This is a genomic window from Flavobacterium sp. 123, assembly GCF_003634825.1.
Taxonomy (GTDB): Bacteria; Bacteroidota; Bacteroidia; order Flavobacteriales; family Flavobacteriaceae; genus Flavobacterium.
Window position 1 is genome coordinate 1,771,348 of the sequence record NZ_RBXD01000001.1, and the last position, 17,968, is coordinate 1,789,315.

A 17,968-nucleotide genomic window follows, 5' to 3' on the forward strand; every position below is an offset into this window, starting at 1 on the left:
TTCTTTAATGACTTTTATAAAACTTCGAATCTAACAAAGGTATAAACTTAAACAAACAAAGTTATAATTGTCAGTATAATAACTGCCAAAATTACGCCTCTTGCCATCATTTCTTTGTTTGTCTTTAACAAAATTGCAAATATAATTAAGTCAAGAATAGATCCTAAAGTTACAATTTTGCCCAAATGACCTTGTAATCGCATGGTTTGTATTCCCGTAATGAAATCAAAATCAGTAAAGAAAGTAATAAAAATAAAAGTTCCCAATACTGAGGCTATTAGCCCAATTATTACGCCGTATACTAAGTCTATTTTATTCATTCCATTTCCAGTTGTTAAGTAATTTAATACTGTGGTAGGCAGTTAAATCAAATTGTACGGGCACTACTGAAATATAATCATTATCTAATGCCCATTCATCCGTATCTTCGCCTTTATCTTCGTTTACAAATTCACCGGCTAGCCAGTAATAATCTTTTCCTTGTGGGGTTTTTCGTTTGTCAAATTTTTCTACCCAAAGTGCTTTTGCTTGGCGGCAAATTTTTATTCCTTTAATGTCTTTTTCTTTTAGTTTTGGAAAGTTAACATTCAAAATAACACCTTCAGGCAAACCGTTTTCTAAAACTTCCAAACTGATTTTTTTGACAAAGGATTTAATAGCCTCGAAATCTGCATTCCAATCATAATCCAATAAAGAAAAACCAATAGCGGGAATTCCTTCAATTCCAGCTTCCACAGCCGCACTCATCGTTCCGGAATAAATAACATTTATAGAGGAATTAGATCCGTGATTGATTCCTGAAACACATAAATCAGGCTTTCGTTTCAGGATTTCATTTACAGCAAGTTTTACACAATCTACGGGTGTTCCAGAGCAACTGTATTCTGTAATGGTATCGGTATCTTTTGAAATTTTATTTAAATACAAAGTACTATTAATAGTAATGGCGTGACCCATAGCGCTTTGAGGTTTGTCAGGAGCAACAACGACAACGTCTCCAATTTCTGACATAACTTCAATAAGTGCTCGGATTCCTGGCGCTGAAACACCATCGTCATTTGTTACTAATATTACAGGTCTAGTTCCTTTCATTTTATAAGGGTTAAATGAGGGTTGTTAATTTAAGATTTTAATCGAAATGTTCGATGACAAAATAGCAATTCTTGAACAAAGAAAGCAAAATTTACCAACTTGAATCATTAATCTTAGGACAAAAAGAACAATTTTATATCTTTAACAAAAAATTATGTAGGCCTTGTAAATGTTGGCATAGTTTTTACCGTAAATTAGATTTAAAAAGAATTGATGAATACTATTATTACCTATATGAAAAGAAATTATAAAATACTCCTTGTAGTTGCCTGTCTTTCATTAAGCTTGTTTGCTTTTAAGATGAACTCGGGAAATCAAAATACAAATGACCCTGAAAAAGATAAATTGCTTTTGGAATTATTGACTTTTGTAATTGAAAAAGGGCATTACAATCCAGCAGCAATTGATGATGCTTTTTCAAAAGGAGTTTATAAAGATTATATTCAGGCTTTAGATCCTTCAAAACGTTTTTTCCTTCAGTCAGATATCGATGAATTTTCAAAATATGAAACGCAATTAGACGATCAGTTATTGAATAAAGATTTGACTTTTTTTGATCTTACTTATGAAAGATTAATGAAAAGAATGGAAGAAAGTAAAGTGATTTATAAAGAAGTCTTGAGTAAGCCTTTTGATTATTCAGTTGATGAAACTTTTAATACAGATTATGAGAAAGCACCTTATGCTAAAAACACAACTGAATTAAAAGATAAATGGCGTAAGCAAATTAAATTATCAACTCTTTCTTCATTAGTTGACCGCATGGAAATGCAAGACAATAAAAATAAAGTAGTTAGTAAGGATACGAAAGAAACAGTAGCGCCATCAAGTCAGGATGTTAGTCTTAAAGAAGATTTCTATGATAAAACTAAATCTAGTACTACTGTTGATACTGGAAAAATCAAGACTTTTCAAGAATTAGAAAAAGAAACAAGAGATAGTTCTTCAAAATCATTAGATGAATATTTTGGTTTTATAAAAGATTTAGATCGTAACGATTGGTTTTCAGTATACATTAATTCGATTACAGCACGTTTTGATCCGCACACAAATTACCTTGCACCAGAAGAAAAAGAACGTTTCGATGTGAGTATTAGTGGTAAATTAGAAGGAATTGGAGCGCGTCTTCAAAAGAAAAATGATTTTACTGAAATTTCTGAGTTGATTTCTGGGGGTCCGGCTTGGAGAGGAAAACAATTGGAATCAGGTGATTTAATTATGAAAGTGGCTCAAGGGAATAAAGAACCTGTGGATGTTGTAGGAATGCGCCTTGATGATGTTGTTAAAAAAATAAAAGGTCCTAAAGGTACCGAAGTTCGACTTACAGTTAAAAAAGTGGATGGTACTATTACGGTTATTTCAATCATAAGAGACATTGTTGAAATTGAAGAAACCTATGCTAAATCAAGTATTGTTGATAAAGACGGTTTGAAATATGGAGTGATTTATTTACCTAAATTTTATATCGATTTTGAAAACAAAGACGGAAGAGATGCTGGAAAAGATATCGCTATTGAAGTGGAACGCTTGAAAAGTGCGGGTGTAAATGGAATTGTATTAGATGTTAGAGATGATGGTGGAGGATCTCTATCGACGGTTGTTGATATTGCAGGATTATTTATTGAGCAAGGTCCAATTGTGCAAATTAAATCTGCTGGTAGAAAAAAAGAAGTATTATACGATAGAGATAAAAAAATAGAGTGGGATGGACCTTTAGTAATTATGGTAAATAGTTTTTCGGCATCAGCATCGGAGATTTTGGCAGCAGCCATTCAAGATTATAAAAGAGGAATCATCATTGGTAGTAAACAAACCTATGGTAAAGGAACGGTTCAAAATGTAATTGATTTGAATCAATTTGTAAGAAGCAGTTCTATGGGAGATTTAGGGGCGCTAAAAACCACTACTCAAAAATTTTATAGAATAAATGGAGGTTCAACTCAGCTCGAAGGTGTAAGTAGTGATATTGTTATGCCAGATAGATATGCTTATTTAAAAATGGGTGAACGTGATGTTGATAATGCAATGCCTTGGGATAAAATTGATCCTGCGGAATATGGGATTTGGAAAAACAATGCTAATTTCAACCAAGCAATACTGAATAGTAAAGCTAGAATTGCCCAAAACTCACAATTTCAATTAGTAGAAGAAAATGCAAAATGGATTGACAGTCGAAGCGATGAAAACACATACAGTCTAAATATTGATAAATTTAAAATTGCTCAGAAAGAAATTGAAGGCAAAGCAAAAAAATACAAACCTATTTTAGATTATAAAAACAGTTTGAAGTTCACTTCTTTGCCATATGAACAAGAAGCGATTGTTAAAGATGCTGCTTTGAAAGAAAAAAGAGAGCGTTGGCATGAATCATTATCTAAAGATATTTATGTTGAAGAAGCATTGAATGTTTTGGATGATTTACAGCCAAAAGGATTAGTTAAAAAACATGTTCCGGCTAAATTAAAAAAAGAGAGTTTAGCTAAGTCGTAAACATTTTATAGTATATAGAAATATTGGTTAATTTTCTAAAAGCGCACCAGAGAATATATTTTTGGGGCGCTTTTAGTATTTAATTTAAGTAATGATTTGGTTAACAATTTTAATAAGTAAGTATGAAAAAGAGTAGTTTGTTTTATTGTATAGGTCTTTTAATTAGTATTGTTCTTTTATGTTCTTATACAAATTGTTTTGATAATGAAAGTATTGTTGCTAATAATGCTCCAGAAAGCAAGTCTTATGTTGATTCATTTCAGAAGAATTCTTTTAATTTTTTGCCTTCTTCTACAACAAATCAAATTGTGAAGCATGATTATTATACGTTATCATATAATGAAAAATATGAACAAGCAGAATGGGTTGCCTATGAGTTGAAGGAAGAATATTTGACAAACAGTAATTTTAAAAGACCTTTTTTTATTCAAGATCCATACGTACAAACACAATCAGCGGATTGGCGAAACTATAAAAAATCAGGTTATGACAAGGGGCATCTTTGCCCAGCAGCGGATATGGAGTTTTCTCTAGCGGCATATAATGATACTTTTTTCACCTCTAATATTAGTCCACAAAAACATTATTTTAATGGAGGTATTTGGAGTAGATTAGAAAATAAGACTCGGTATTGGGCTAGTAAATACAAAAGAATTTATGTAATTACTGGAGGTGTTTTAGAATCAGGATTAAAAACCATTGGAAAAGAAAAGGTGTCTGTTCCTAATTATTTTTATAAGATTTTGCTTGATGATTCCAGAGGCGAATATAAAATGATTGGGTTTTTAGTACCAGCAGTTAGTAGCAAAAAACCATTGTATGATTTTGTTGTTTCTGTCGATAAAATCGAACAAATGACGGGAATTGATTTTTTTCCGAAACTAAACGATAAGATAGAAAATCAACTTGAAAAGAACAGTGATTATAAAAGCTGGAGTTTTGATAAATTTTAATAAAAGCTAACTTTTAAATCCTACTTTTTACCATTCATTTACTTTATTAGCATCCATTTTTAGGAAGATGAAAAGCAAGATGGTAAAGCCCCATAATCCAGATCCACCATAAGAGAAAAATGGAAGAGGAACCCCAATTGTTGGAAAAATCCCTACAACCATAGCAATATTTACAAAGAAGTGTATAAATAAAATACCCGCTACACAATATCCATAAACTCTACTGAATTTAGTTTTTTGTCTTTCAGATAAATATATTAATCGAAGAAATAAAACAACAAATAAGGCAATTACAAAGAGCGAACCAAGGAATCCCCACTCTTCGCCCACGGTTGTAAAAATGTAATCAGTATGCTGTTCTGGTACGAAACCACCTTTGGTTTGTGTTCCTTCTAGAAATCCTTTTCCAAACCATCCTCCAGATCCAATAGCTATTTCCGACTGATTGGTATTGTATCCAATTCCTTTCATATCTACAGATTTACCTAATAAGATATTGAAACGATCTCGGTGATGTTGTTTGAAAACATGCTCAAAAACATAGTTTACTGATAAAACAAAGCCAGACATTAAAACTAAAAGAATAGCGCTCAAAACAATGTTTCTATCAGCTAATCTTGATTTGAAATGTACAATTACAAGTGTCAGTAGTATAATTAAAATTACATATTGAGGTTGTAAAAGCAATGTCATTACAAATAGGAGTATGGTTATAAATCCAGTCCAAACATACCAAGACGGTAGCCCTTCTCTATATAAAACAATAATAAAGATACTATATATTAATGCACTTCCAGGGTCAGGTTGAGGTAATATTAACATCACGGGTAAAAAAACGATAGCTAATGCTTGTATCTGTCTATTTACATCCTTTAAATTGATTTGAGTGTCGCTTAAATATTTGGCTAAAGCCAATGCAGTAGCCGCTTTTGCAAATTCAGAAGGTTGAAGGGTAAAGCTGCCAAAACCATACCAACAACGTTGTCCTGCAATTGTTTTACCAAAGGCAAATAATCCCAGTAAGGAAAGCAATGAGATTCCGAAAATTATTGTGGCATATTTTTCGTAGAATTTTCCGTCAACATAAAGGACAACAAAAATCAAAGGAATAGTTAAGACAATGAATATAAGTTGTTTGTCTGAAATTCCTTCCATAGACGATAAAGAAGAGGAATAAATGTTTAACCATCCCATTAGCACTAATAAGCTATAGATGATGACACATATCCAGTCAATATTACTCGTTATACTTTGATTTTTCATTTGAAATGAATTGTCTTTTAATTTTGTTTAGTAGTGTCTTTTTTTATTTTCGGAGCTATTATTTTGCTTTTCTCTATTGAGTCTTTTTTTCTCATTTGTGCTTTCACAATTTCTGAAAGACCTCCTAGTTTAGCATACTCACCTTGTAAACTTTTATTTAAAATTCTAGTTTCTAAATCTGTTCTTGTAATTTTATGTCTTAAGTATTTCTCAATCATTAAACTCGCAATTGGACCTGCAATTGTAGCTCCAAATCCACCATTTTCAACCATGACAGCAATAGCTATTTTAGGATTGTCTTTTGGTGCAAAAGCAACAAATATCGAATGATCCTCTAGTTGCGTTCTTACTCCATTGATTTTAGCAAAGTTTTCCGCGGTTCCTGTTTTTCCACAAATATCAATACCTTCCACCTTTAAATAATAGGCAGTTCCTAGATTATAAACATCAAATAAACCGCTAATCATAGGTTTGAAATACTTTTTATCTATAGTTGTAACGTGTTTAGTAGTAAATTTTTTGTCTATTTTTTGTCCTTCAATCTTTTTTATGATGTGAGGAGTATAGTAATATCCTTCATTAGCAACCGTAGCCATCATATTTGCAAGTTGGATTGGAGTCATTGAAACCTCACCTTGCCCAATAGCATTTGAAACAATAGCTGTGCTACGCCATCCACCATTTGGATACATTTTTTTATAGGTTTTTGAGTCAGGAATATGCCCTTTTCTACCAGTAGGTAAATCATACCCCATAAATTGCCCTAAACCAAAACTTTTGACATGATTACTCCAAACATCAACTGCATAAGAGGGTTTTACATATTTGTTTATAGTTCTCATATAGGCAGTGCCAAAATAAGCATTACAAGATTCATAAATTCCTCTGTGTAATTGAAGTGCTCCACCATGACAGTGGCATCTCATAAATCTACCTCTTGCATAACTAAACCCGTGATGACAAAATACAGTTGTTTGCTCATCTACCACGCCTTCCTGAAGGGCAACTAAACCTGTTAATATTTTGAAAGGAGAACCAGGAGCATATTCGGCTAATAAACCTCTGTCATAAAGTGGTTTTGCAATCGAATCATGATATAGTTGTGTGTAATTTTTTGATCGTTTTCTTCCAACCAGAATGGAAGGATCGTAAGAAGGTGCGGTAACTAATGATAGAATTTCGCCAGTTTTAGGTTCAATAGCTACAATTCCACCTCTTTTATTAATCATTAATTCTTCACCATATTTTTGAAGTTCAGCATCAATAGTAAGGTTGATATCTTCTCCTTGCACAGCAATAGTATCGTATTTTCCTTCTTTAAAAGAACCTATTTCTCTATTGTATTTGTCTTTTTGGAGGTATTTAACCCCTTTTATTCCACGTAAAATTTCTTCGTAGCTTTCTTCAACACCTTGTTTTCCTATTAAGTCGCCACTGTTATAATAAGGGTTTTTGGCTACTAACTTTTCATTTACTTGAGTGATAAATCCAAAAACATTTGCGCCAAAATCTACTTCATAATCACGTAAAGAACGTTTTTGAAAATAGAAACCTTCGAATTTTCTGATTTTTTCTTGAAAAGCGGCAAATTCACTTTTATTTAATTGTGGTAAAAAAACAGAAGGTAATCTAGGGCTATAGATTTTAGCCTTTTCCATTTTTTTAATAAAGTCTTCTTTTGTAATATTTAATAGCGTACAGAACTCTAATGTATCTGTATTCTTTACTTCACGGGGAATTACCATGATATCATAAGAAGCTTGATTCGCTACTAATAATTTGCCATTTCTGTCATAGATATACCCTCTCTCTGGATAGTCATATTTTATTTTAATGGCATTATTGTCTGACTTTAACTTGAAGGAATCATCGATAATTTGCAAATAAAATATCCGTATCACTAGCAATGATGCTGCGATAATAATTAAGGAAGGCAGCAAGACTTTTCTCATCTTTTGTTTGGCTTAATAAGGTATATTATTATGATGCAAAGAATTATTGTAAAGAGTGTACTTAGAATTGTTCTTAAAAGTACATCCAAGAAAAAACTAAATTGGAACGCTTCTAAAACAAATAAAATAAGATGATGAATTAAAACCGAAACAAATATGAATGAAAACCGTTCAGGAGTAAGTACATCATTTAATTTTACAGTTTGATATTCATAACTAAGGCCAAAAGAAAACTTAAAAATAAAGGGTCTAAAATAAGCTAATAATAAGCATGATGTTGCGTGAATACCGCCAGAATTACTGAACATGTCCATAATTAGTCCTAATAAGAAACTGGCTACTAACAAACCAGATTTGTTTCCATTTACAGGATATAATATGATGAAAAGTATATACGGAAATGGACTTATGTATCCAAAAAAATTCATATTGTTAAAAACAATAATTTGTATTGCTAACAACAGGATAAATCGAAAGATATTAACTATTAAAGCATTATTCATCTTCTTCCTTTTTTTCTAAATTGATTAGCTCTTCACGATCTTTACTTTTTATGATATAAACATGACCTAAATTAGTCATGTCATTAAAAAGTTTTATGTCTAAAGTGTAGAAATTAGTTTGATTGTCAGTGTAAATTTTTTCAATAGTTCCAATGTTTATATTTTCAGGAAATATTACAGATTGACCTCCAGTTACAATAGTGTCTCCTTTACGGATGGCTGCTAATCTTGGAACGTCTATCAATTGGACAAAACCAGTGCTTTTCCCATCCCAAATTAAAGATCCAAAATGATTTGATTTTTTGATCTTAGCATTGATTAGAGATTTTTTATTTAAAATACTAATTACTGTTGAATAATGAGGAGAAGTATTGTCAATAATCCCAACAATCCCTAAGCTGTTTACAACTCCCATGTCTGGTTTTACACCTTGTAATTCTCCAGAGTTTAGGGTTAAATAATTTTCATAAACATTATACGAATTGTGAATTACTTTTGAGACAATAATATCAGAGGGTTTTACTCCTTTCAGACTGTCTAATTTTTTTACCTGTGTAGTGTCTTTTTTATTAAATAAAAGACTTTTTAAGTTCGCATTTTCTAAAGCTAATGCTTCATTCTGAGTTCTTAAATTCAAGTATTCATTGATATTGCTCACTTTTTCGTACACACCACCACTCAAAAAATTAGCAGAACTAATTATTTTACTTCTATGAAAAGAGTGGGACTGAATGGTAAGGGTAAACGAAATACCTAAAAGCAGCAAAAACAGTAAGCGATTACTGTTTTTAAAAATAAAATTAAATATTTGCTGCATTTTTTAAATGTATAATGTAAATGATTGTATGTTTTATTTAGAACCGAATTGCCTTCTTTAGATTTTAAATCCAAAGTTAACAAACTTAGAGTTCACGATTACTTAATCAAAATACTTTTAAATTTTACAATGTTTTTAAGTGCCATACCAGTTCCTCTAACTACTGCTCTCAATGGATCTTCAGCAATGTAAACAGGTAAATCTGTTTTTTGAGAAATTCTTTTATCAAGACCTCTTAACATAGATCCTCCACCCGCAAGGTAAATACCTGTATTGTAGATATCCGCTGCTAATTCTGGAGGTGTTTGAGATAAAGTTTCCATTACAGCATCTTCAATTCTTTGAATAGATTTGTCTAATGCTTTAGCAATTTCTCTATAAGAAACTTCAACTTGTTTTGGTTTACCAGTAAGTAAATCTCTACCTTGAACAGACATGTCTTCTGGAGGAGTTTCTAAATCTTCAATAGCTGCACCAATTTGTATTTTTATTTTTTCAGCAGTACTTTCTCCAACAAAAAGGTTGTGTTGTGTACGCATGTAATATACAATGTCATTTGTAAATACGTCACCAGCAATTTTTACCGATTTGTCACATACAATTCCACCTAAGGCAATTACGGCAATTTCAGTTGTTCCTCCACCAATATCAACAATCATGTTTCCTTTAGGTTGCATAATGTCAATACCAATACCAATAGCCGCAGCCATAGGTTCGTGTATCAAATAAACTTCTTTACCATTTACTCTCTCACAAGATTCTTTAACGGCTCTCATTTCCACTTCAGTAATTCCTGAAGGAATACAAACAACCATTCGTAATGCGGGAGTAAACATTCTTTTTTTCAATGCAGGTATGCTTTTTATAAACATACTAATCATCTTTTCGGAAGCATCAAAATCGGCAATTACACCATCTTTCAACGGTCTTATCGTTTTAATGTTTTCATGTGTTTTACCCTGCATCATGTTGGCTTCTTTACCAACAGCAATGATTTTTCCGGAGATTCTGTCTCTGGCAACTATCGAAGGGCTATCAATTACAACTTTGTCATTATGTATGATTAAAGTGTTAGCGGTACCAAGGTCTATCGCAATATCCTCGGTCATGAAATCAAAAAATCCCATAAGTTTTTTAAGGGTTTAAAACGTTAAAAATATGTAATGTGCAAAGTTAAACAAATTAATGTTTAAAATGACGTGTTCCTGTAAATACCATTGCAAGTTTATTTTCATTGCAATAATCAATACTTAATTGATCTTTAATAGAACCTCCAGGTTGAATAACAGCTGTTATTCCAGCTTTTTTTGCTATCTCAACACAGTCAGGGAAAGGGAAGAAAGCATCACTTGCCATTGAAGCACCGTGTAAGTCAAATCCAAAAGTATTTGCTTTTTCTATAGCTTGTAATAAAGCATCAACACGAGAAGTTTGACCTGTTCCAGATGAAATTAAGGTTCCGTTTTTTGCAAAAACAATTGTATTTGATTTGGTATTTTTACAAACTTTCGAAGCAAAAATCAAATCTTCAATTTCTTGTTCAGTAGGAGCTGTTATAGTAACGGTCTTTAAGTCTGATTTATTGTCAGTAATATTATTTCTTTCTTGAACTAAAATTCCGTTTAAGCAAGTACGAACTTGTTTTTTAGGTAATTCCACTTCATTTTGAATTAATATAATTCTGTTTTTCTTTTCTTCCAAAATAGCAATAGCTTCATCATCATAAGATGGTGCAATAACTACTTCGCAGAATAATTTATTAATTTCGGTTGCAGTTGCAACATCAATTTTTGTGTTCGAAATCAAAACACCTCCAAAAGCAGAAGTTGGGTCACATGCTAAAGCAGCTAAATACGCTTCGCTAATTGTATTTCTGCTTGCTAATCCACAAGCATTGTTGTGTTTTAGAATAGCAAAAGTAGGTCCGTCATTTTTGAATTCATTAATTAAATTCACAGCAGCATCTACATCAAGTAGGTTATTGTATGATAATTCTTTTCCGTGTACTTTATTGAACATTGCTTCAAAGTCACCAAAGAAATATCCTTTTTGATGTGGATTTTCTCCGTATCGTAATATTTGACCGTTAGCAATACTTTCTTTATAAATGGTTTCGTCAGTATTGAAATAATTAAAAATGGCACCATCGTAATGCGATGAAACATGAAACGCTTTTGTAGCTAACAGTTTTCTGTCAGCAAGTGTTGTTGCTCCATTTTGTTTTGTAATTAAGTCTAAAAGCAAGCTGTATTCGTCTACAGAAGCAATAATTACAGTGTCTTTAAAGTTTTTAGCAGCAGCACGGATTAATGAAATTCCACCAATATCAATTTTTTCAATAATAGCTGACTCACTTGCTCCAGAAGCAACTGTTTTTTCAAATGGGTATAAATCAACAATTACTAAATCAATCTGAGGAATGTTGTATTCCTGCATTTGTTGCACATCACTTTCATTATCTTGACGATTCAGGATTCCTCCAAAAACTTTAGGGTGTAATGTTTTTACTCTTCCACCAAGGATTGAAGGGTATGAAGTAACATCTTCAACAGGGATTACAGGAATTCCTAAATTTTTTATAAAATCTTCAGTACCTCCAGTAGAGTATAAGGTAACGTTTTGTGAATGTAGTTTTTGTACTATTGGTTCAAGTCCTTCTTTTGAAAAAACCGAAATTAATGCTGATTGAATTGTTTTTGTTGTACTCATTGTGTTGTTTGAATTATAAAGTGCAAAAATAGTTTTTTTTTGATTATAAAATCCAATCAATTTGTGTAACATTCTCTTAAAAAATCACACCAATGTCTATGTAGATTTTTATTAGGTTTTTGAATAAAATTTATGGAATTTTACCTTAACACAAATTTAAAGAATATGCTGGTCTATCTTCGGTTATTAAAAGAGAGTTTTGGTTTTGCGATGAACGCATTACGCAATAATAAATTAAGGACTTTGCTCTCTTTGTTAGGGGTTACAATTGGTATTTTTTCAATTATAGCAGTTCTAGCAGCTGTCGATTCTTTAGATAGAAAGATTAAAAAAGATTTGAGCAGTTTAGATAAAAATACGATTTATTTGATGCGATTTTCTTTTGGTCCTTCTGAAATTCCCCAATGGAAAAGAGAACAGTTTCCGGATGTGAAGTATGATGAGTACGAATATCTGAAAAGTTCCGTGAATAATTTAGATCAAATGGGATATCAGTTATTCGTTAGTCGAGAGTCAATGAAGTTTGAATCTGAATCTGTAAGTGATGTAAATGTAGTTCCAGTATCTCATGAATTTATAGATATTCAAGGGCTTGAATTTGAAAAAGGAAGGTTTTATAATGAATCCGAATCAAATTCTGGTGCTGCAGTAATTGTATTAGGATATGAAATTGCAAAAGGGCTTTTTGGAGAAAGTGAACCTTTGGGTAAAAATATTCGTTTGTATGGACAGCGTTTTACTGTAATTGGTATGTTGAAGAAGCAGGGAGCAGGAACTTTTGGGGATAGTAATGACACATCGGTTTTTATTCCAGTCAATTTTTTAAGACGTCTTTACGGTGATAATAACGATGCGATGACGCCAGTTATTCTTGTAAAACCACAAAAAGGTGTTGACATGGATGCTTTTAAAGCCGAATTAGGGCAAAAACTTCGAAATTATAGAGGTATGAAAACGGATGAGATTGATAATTTTTTCATCAATGTATTGTCTGGATTTACGGATTTAATTGATGGTATTGTTGGCCAAATGAATTTAGTGGGTTGGGTGATTAGTGGTTTCTCATTACTTGTAGGTGGTTTTGGAATCGCTAATATTATGTTTGTTTCTGTGAAAGAGCGAACGAATTTAATTGGAATTCAAAAATCATTAGGAGCCAAAAACAAATTTATCTTATTTCAGTTTTTATTCGAAGCAGTTATTCTTTCCGTAATTGGTGGAGTAGTAGGGTTGTTATTGGTTTGGATTATTTCTGTTGTTTTGACAAAAGCCTTGGATTTTGAGTTTGTTCTAGGAATGGGAAATATTCTTTTAGGAACAGGATTAGCTGCAATAATAGGTTTGGTATCAGGTATTTTGCCAGCAATCACAGCGTCTAAATTAGATCCTGTTGAGGCAATTAGAACTGGAATGTAGTTTTGTAGAAAATGTGAAAGTGAAATGATATAAAATAAAAAATCCCGATATTATCGGGATTTTTATTTATCTAATACTATTGTTTTGAATTAAATCTATGTACAAGTTAATCTTGTCTTTCAATTCTTTTCTCGGTGTTATAAAGTCTAGGAAACCATGTTCTAGAAGAAACTCAGCAGTTTGAAAACCTTCTGGTAAATCTTTTCCTGTTGTATCTCTAACTACTCTTGGTCCAGCAAAACCGATTAAAGCACCTGGTTCAGAAATATTAATGTCACCAAGCATAGCGTATGATGCAGTCGTTCCTCCCGTTGTAGGGTCAGTACAAAGTGAAATATAAGGAAGTTTAGCTTCGGCTAGTTGCGCTAGCTTAACAGATGTTTTTGCTAGTTGCATTAATGAATTTGCAGCTTCCATCATACGAGCTCCTCCTGATTTTGAAATCATGATGAAAGGCATTCTGTTTTTGATAGCATGGTCAATTCCACGTACTATTTTTTCTCCAACAACACCTCCTATTGATCCACCGATAAAAGCAAAATCCATACAGCAGATTACAACATCTTTACCTTTTGATTTCCCCACTCCAGTACGCACAGCGTCTTTGAGTTTTGTTTTTTCCATCACGTCTTTTAAACGGTCAGAATATTTTTTGGTGTCAACAAAATGTAATGAATCTTTTGACGTCATATTTTTATCTAATTCAACAAATTCATTATTGTCGAATAAAATTTCAAAATAAGTATCACTTCCAATTCTTACGTGAAAATCGTCCTCAGGACTCACATATAAATTGCGAGCTAATTCTTCGGCATCAATAATTTTTCCAGTTGGAGACTTGTACCATAGTCCTTTTGGAACATCCATTTTGTCTTCGGTAGCAGTCGTAATTCCTTTTTCTTTTCTTTTAAACCAAGCCATTTTTTGAATTTTAGAATGTAGATTTAGATTTTAGATTAAAAAATAGATTTCAGAACGAGTCTAAAATCTATTTTTTTAATGGATTTAAAATTCAAATTTCAGATTCCATTAGAATCTAAAATATGAATTTTGAAATCTAAAATTATAGTGTATTTACGTTATTCAAGTCAGCAAAAGCTTGTTCAAGTCTTGCATTGAATGTAGCTTCACTTTCACGTAACCATTTTCTTGGATCGTAATATTTTTTGTTTGGAACATCAGAACCTTCTGGATTACCAATTTGAGTTTTTAAGTACTCAATGTTTTTAACCATATAATCACGGATACCTTCAGTAAATGCAAATTGTAAGTCAGTATCAATGTTCATTTTCACAACACCGTAACCAATAGCTTCTCTAATTTCTTCTAGAGTAGAACCTGATCCACCGTGGAAAACGAAATCAACTGGGTTATGACCTGTTTTGAATTTGTCTTGAACGTAATCTTGAGAATTTTTAAGAATTTTTGGAGTTAATTTTACGTTTCCTGGTTTGTAAACACCGTGAACGTTTCCAAAAGAAGCAGCGATAGTAAATTTAGGGCTTACTTTTGATAATTCTTCGTAAGCGTAAGAAACTTCAGAAGGTTGTGTGTATAATTTAGAGCTATCAACATCAGAGTTGTCAACACCATCTTCTTCTCCACCTGTAATACCAAGTTCGATTTCTAATGTCATTCCCATTTTGCTCATTCTAGCTAAATACTCTTTACAGATTTCGATGTTTTCTTCGATTGGCTCTTCAGATAAATCAATCATGTGAGATGAGAATAATGGTTTTCCTGTTTCAGCAAAATGTTTTTCTGAAGCATCTAATAAACCATCAATCCAAGGTAATAATTTTTTAGCACAGTGGTCAGTATGTAAAATTACTGTTGCACCGTAAGCTTCAGCTAAAGTATGAATATGTAAAGCTCCAGCTATTCCACCAGCGATTGCTGCTTTTTCACCTGCATTAGAAAGTCCTTTTCCTGCATTAAATTGCGCTCCACCATTTGAAAATTGAATGATAACTGGAGCATTTAATTTTGCTGCAGTTTCAAGAACTCCATTGATAGTATTTGATCCAGTTACGTTAACAGCTGGAAGTGCAAATCCTTTTTCTTTTGCATAGTTGAAAATCTCTTGTACCTGATCTCCTGTAGCAACGCCCGGTTTTATGTTATGTGCCATTGTAATTTTTTTAAATTGTTTTTTTAGTTTTTAGTTTGCAAAAATAAGAATTAATTAGCATTAGAATGGATAATTTATTCCAAAATTTAAAACGGAGTGCCCAAAATTATATTCTTTAAACCATCTTTCGCCTGTTTTTTCAGCTGGATTGTACGTTTTAAATCCTAAATCAAAACGAATTACAAAAAAACTTAAATCATATCGTAAGCCAAATCCACTACCCAAAGCAATGTCCTTTAAATCTCCTAATCCAGTAAAAGTTGATTTCTCATCCGTTACGTTATCAAGTACATTCCAAATGTTTCCTGCATCAGCAAATAGCGCTCCTTTAAGATTCCCAAAAATGTTGAATCTAAATTCGCTGCTGAGTGCAAGTTTCATATTTGCCTCATTAAAGTCGTTTACTGCTCCAGTACTTCCTGGTCCTAAACCATAAGGTTGCCAAGCTCTGTTATCATTTGAACCTCCTGCATAATAACTCCTAGAAAAAGGGATGTAATCAGAATTTCCAAAAGGAACTGCTATTCCAAAAAAGCTTCGTACAGCCAGAACTTTATCTTTTGACAAACTCCAATGTTTGATATACTCAAATTCTGTTTTGAAGTATTCAGAATATTCTAGGTTGAATAGTTCGTGGTTTCCGTTTTGATTTCTTGGCAAACTAGCTGCATTTGAAATCAAAGATAAAAGCGACCCTGCAGATTCTACTTTGGTTCTGAAAAGATAAAAAGTATTATCGGTTAAGTCCTTTTTAGTGGTTTTTGAAAAAGTAAAACTAGTGGCTAAAATAAAATCATTCTCAGTAAGTCTAATTCTTCTTTCTTCGATACTTTCTACGGATTTATAAAGTGCATCACTTGGATTCAAATCAGTATTTCCAGATAGTACATTTTTGGTGAAACCAATTGTGCCAGACTCGATGATTAAATTTTTATCCTCAATATTGTCAAAATAAAGTTCGTTTTGATTGTATGTTTTTCCAATAGCATTTAATGCTTTATAGGAAGAACTATATACATTGAAATAATTTTTTGGATTAAGATTTCTAACAAATTGCGCATTAAAAATGTCAAATCGTGCAGTGTTATTTTTCTTTGGAGTCCAATTATAGGATAATGCTCCCGTAAAATTTTCTTTGTCTAATCCAATGTTTCTTTGTTTAGCAAAACCAGTTGTTATAAGAGTAGAAGGAATCATACTTTTAGGAATGATTTTTTCGGTTTTGAAAGGCATGAAAATCCTTGGGAAACTTAGTTTTAAATCTACACCGTATTCCGAAACATTAAAAAAGTTGTTGTTTGGATTTGCTAAATCTTTTGATGAACCAATGTTTACTCGCGTTCCTATTTCTAGTGTTTCTGCACCGTTGAATACATTTCGAACCGTTTCCGAAACACTGGCTCCAATTCCAAAATCTTGGATATTAGAATGAGTTACGTCAAATGTCGTTCCAAAACTGTATTTTTTTCTTGGCGTTAAATATATTTTTGCAATCAAAGATTGGGCTGTAGTATCTTTTGGATCCACTTCATATTGTATGGATGGATAATTAAAAATTTTTAGATTATTTAAATAACGTGTGGTCAAAACCGTTTTGTTATCAGCAAATAAGCTTCCTTTAGTAATAAATATAGCGTCAGTTATTGCGTGAGGTTTATATTTTAGCTTCTTGTTGCTGTATAAATTGAAATTATTGAATGTTGTGCTATCCGTAATTTTAAGGTATTTTTCTGTTGGCGAATAATCGGTATAAATATTTACAGCACTTATTTTAAATATTTTAAAAGGTTCTGTTTTGCTTGAATCGTTTTCTTGATAGGAATAATTATTTACAATTAAATTGACATTAGCTTGATTTACTTTCTTAATGGTGTCAATATCAAAAGTTACATAATTAGGCTGAAAATAATACACCCCATTATTTCTAAAATGAGTTGTAATTCGGTTTTTTTCATTTTCAAAATCTTCTGTTTTATATTGATTTCCAGATTTTAAAAACGATGCAGATTTTGTAACTTCATACAGCGAATCCAAAACAGGAGTCAAAATAGATGTTTTTAGTGTGTCTAGGGTGTATGGTTTCCCGGTTATAATAATGTATTTTAATTTTGCTTTTTTTGTGCCTGCAGCATCTATTTTAGAATTAGCCGTAACATTAAAATAACCATTATTGAAATAATAATATTTCAGTCTTAATAATGATTTTTCTGTTTTTGTTGAATCAATAATTACAGGAGGCTCGCCAGTTTTTTTCAAAAAATCATGAATACCATGATACCAAAAAGATTTTCCTAATTGGTCTACTTGTTTGGCAGAAAGCCATTTTGCTTTTCTTTCGTATTTTCCAGGATGATTTGTAAATTTTGCTTGATAAGTTGAGTCAGGATTTAAGTTTGCCATGTTGTACATGTTCAATCTTAATCGGAAGCCTAATAAGGTTCCGTTAGGTTTTTGGTACAATTGATTAAAAACATTTTCGTCTTTAATTTTCTTATTATTTACAGAAATTTCATTTTTAGTAAGTAATAATTTTCCATTCGGAACCCTCTTTACGGCATTACATGCGCAAATTAATATTGCTATTAGAATAAATGCTGTTATTTTTGTGGAAATATTTTTCAAGTGTTCTAAAAATTTAATTC

General features: G+C 31.9%; 14 protein-coding genes. 3 read left to right on the plus strand and 11 right to left on the minus strand.

The window, feature by feature from the left end; genetic code table 11:
- Positions 1 to 47 precede the first annotated feature (47 nt).
- Positions 48 to 320, minus strand: a complete 273-nt coding sequence (locus tag C8C88_RS07680) for a hypothetical protein (protein WP_121337545.1) — start codon at positions 318 to 320, stop codon at positions 48 to 50.
- A complete protein-coding gene (surE, locus tag C8C88_RS07685) occupies positions 313 to 1,092 on the minus strand; it encodes a 5'/3'-nucleotidase SurE (RefSeq protein WP_121337546.1) in 780 nt (259 codons plus the stop codon). The genes C8C88_RS07680 and surE overlap by 8 nt, the downstream gene beginning before the upstream one ends.
- A gap of 213 nt (positions 1,093 to 1,305) precedes the next feature.
- Between surE and C8C88_RS07690 the strand changes: the two genes are divergently transcribed.
- Complete coding sequence (locus tag C8C88_RS07690; RefSeq protein WP_121337547.1) at positions 1,306 to 3,582, plus strand: carboxy terminal-processing peptidase; 2,277 nt, start codon at positions 1,306 to 1,308, stop codon at positions 3,580 to 3,582.
- Between the two features lie 122 nt (positions 3,583 to 3,704).
- Positions 3,705 to 4,535 carry a DNA/RNA non-specific endonuclease gene (locus tag C8C88_RS07695; protein ID WP_121337548.1) on the plus strand — a complete coding sequence of 277 codons (831 nt, stop codon included), beginning with the start codon at positions 3,705 to 3,707 and terminating at the stop codon, positions 4,533 to 4,535.
- 27 nt (positions 4,536 to 4,562) lie between these two features.
- Here the strand turns inward: C8C88_RS07695 and rodA are convergent, their stop codons facing one another.
- The 6 genes from rodA to purH all read right to left on the minus strand — a co-directional run bounded on the left by rodA (position 4,563) and on the right by purH (position 11,779).
- The gene (rodA, locus tag C8C88_RS07700) at positions 4,563 to 5,798 is read right to left on the minus strand and encodes a rod shape-determining protein RodA (RefSeq protein ID WP_121337549.1); all 1,236 of its coding nucleotides are present in this window, start codon (positions 5,796 to 5,798) and stop codon (positions 4,563 to 4,565) included.
- Between the two features lie 17 nt (positions 5,799 to 5,815).
- On the minus strand, positions 5,816 to 7,750 hold the full coding sequence (gene mrdA, locus C8C88_RS07705) for a penicillin-binding protein 2 (protein ID WP_121337550.1): 1,935 nt from the start codon (positions 7,748 to 7,750) through the stop codon (positions 5,816 to 5,818).
- Positions 7,747 to 8,253, minus strand: coding sequence for a rod shape-determining protein MreD (locus C8C88_RS07710; protein WP_121337551.1), 507 nt, complete (start codon positions 8,251 to 8,253; stop codon positions 7,747 to 7,749). Before C8C88_RS07710 ends, mrdA begins: the two co-directional genes overlap by 4 nt.
- On the minus strand, positions 8,246 to 9,070 hold the full coding sequence (mreC, locus tag C8C88_RS07715) for a rod shape-determining protein MreC (RefSeq protein WP_121337552.1): 825 nt from the start codon (positions 9,068 to 9,070) through the stop codon (positions 8,246 to 8,248). Before mreC ends, C8C88_RS07710 begins: the two co-directional genes overlap by 8 nt.
- Before the next feature lie 98 nt (positions 9,071 to 9,168).
- Positions 9,169 to 10,197, minus strand: a complete 1,029-nt coding sequence (locus tag C8C88_RS07720; protein WP_086454445.1) for a rod shape-determining protein — start codon at positions 10,195 to 10,197, stop codon at positions 9,169 to 9,171.
- 55 nt (positions 10,198 to 10,252) lie between these two features.
- Positions 10,253 to 11,779 (minus strand): bifunctional phosphoribosylaminoimidazolecarboxamide formyltransferase/IMP cyclohydrolase, encoded by a 1,527-nt coding sequence (purH, locus tag C8C88_RS07725; protein ID WP_121338609.1) that lies wholly within the window; start codon positions 11,777 to 11,779, stop codon positions 10,253 to 10,255.
- 165 nt (positions 11,780 to 11,944) lie between these two features.
- On the opposite strand from purH, the gene C8C88_RS07730 reads away from it, so the two are divergent.
- Positions 11,945 to 13,195 carry an ABC transporter permease gene (locus C8C88_RS07730; protein WP_121338610.1) on the plus strand — a complete coding sequence of 417 codons (1,251 nt, stop codon included), beginning with the start codon at positions 11,945 to 11,947 and terminating at the stop codon, positions 13,193 to 13,195.
- Positions 13,196 to 13,261: 66 nt separating this feature from the next.
- On the opposite strand, the gene accD is transcribed toward C8C88_RS07730, so the two are convergent.
- The 3 genes from accD to C8C88_RS07745 form a co-directional block, all read right to left on the minus strand.
- The gene (accD, locus tag C8C88_RS07735; protein ID WP_121337553.1) at positions 13,262 to 14,116 is read right to left on the minus strand and encodes an acetyl-CoA carboxylase, carboxyltransferase subunit beta; all 855 of its coding nucleotides are present in this window, start codon (positions 14,114 to 14,116) and stop codon (positions 13,262 to 13,264) included.
- Positions 14,117 to 14,258: 142 nt separating this feature from the next.
- Positions 14,259 to 15,326, minus strand: coding sequence for a class II fructose-bisphosphate aldolase (gene fbaA, locus C8C88_RS07740; RefSeq protein ID WP_121337554.1), 1,068 nt, complete (start codon positions 15,324 to 15,326; stop codon positions 14,259 to 14,261).
- A 60-nt stretch (positions 15,327 to 15,386) separates the two neighbouring features.
- A complete protein-coding gene (locus tag C8C88_RS07745) occupies positions 15,387 to 17,948 on the minus strand; it encodes a BamA/TamA family outer membrane protein (RefSeq protein ID WP_121337555.1) in 2,562 nt (853 codons plus the stop codon).
- Between the last annotated feature and the right edge of the window lie 20 nt (positions 17,949 to 17,968).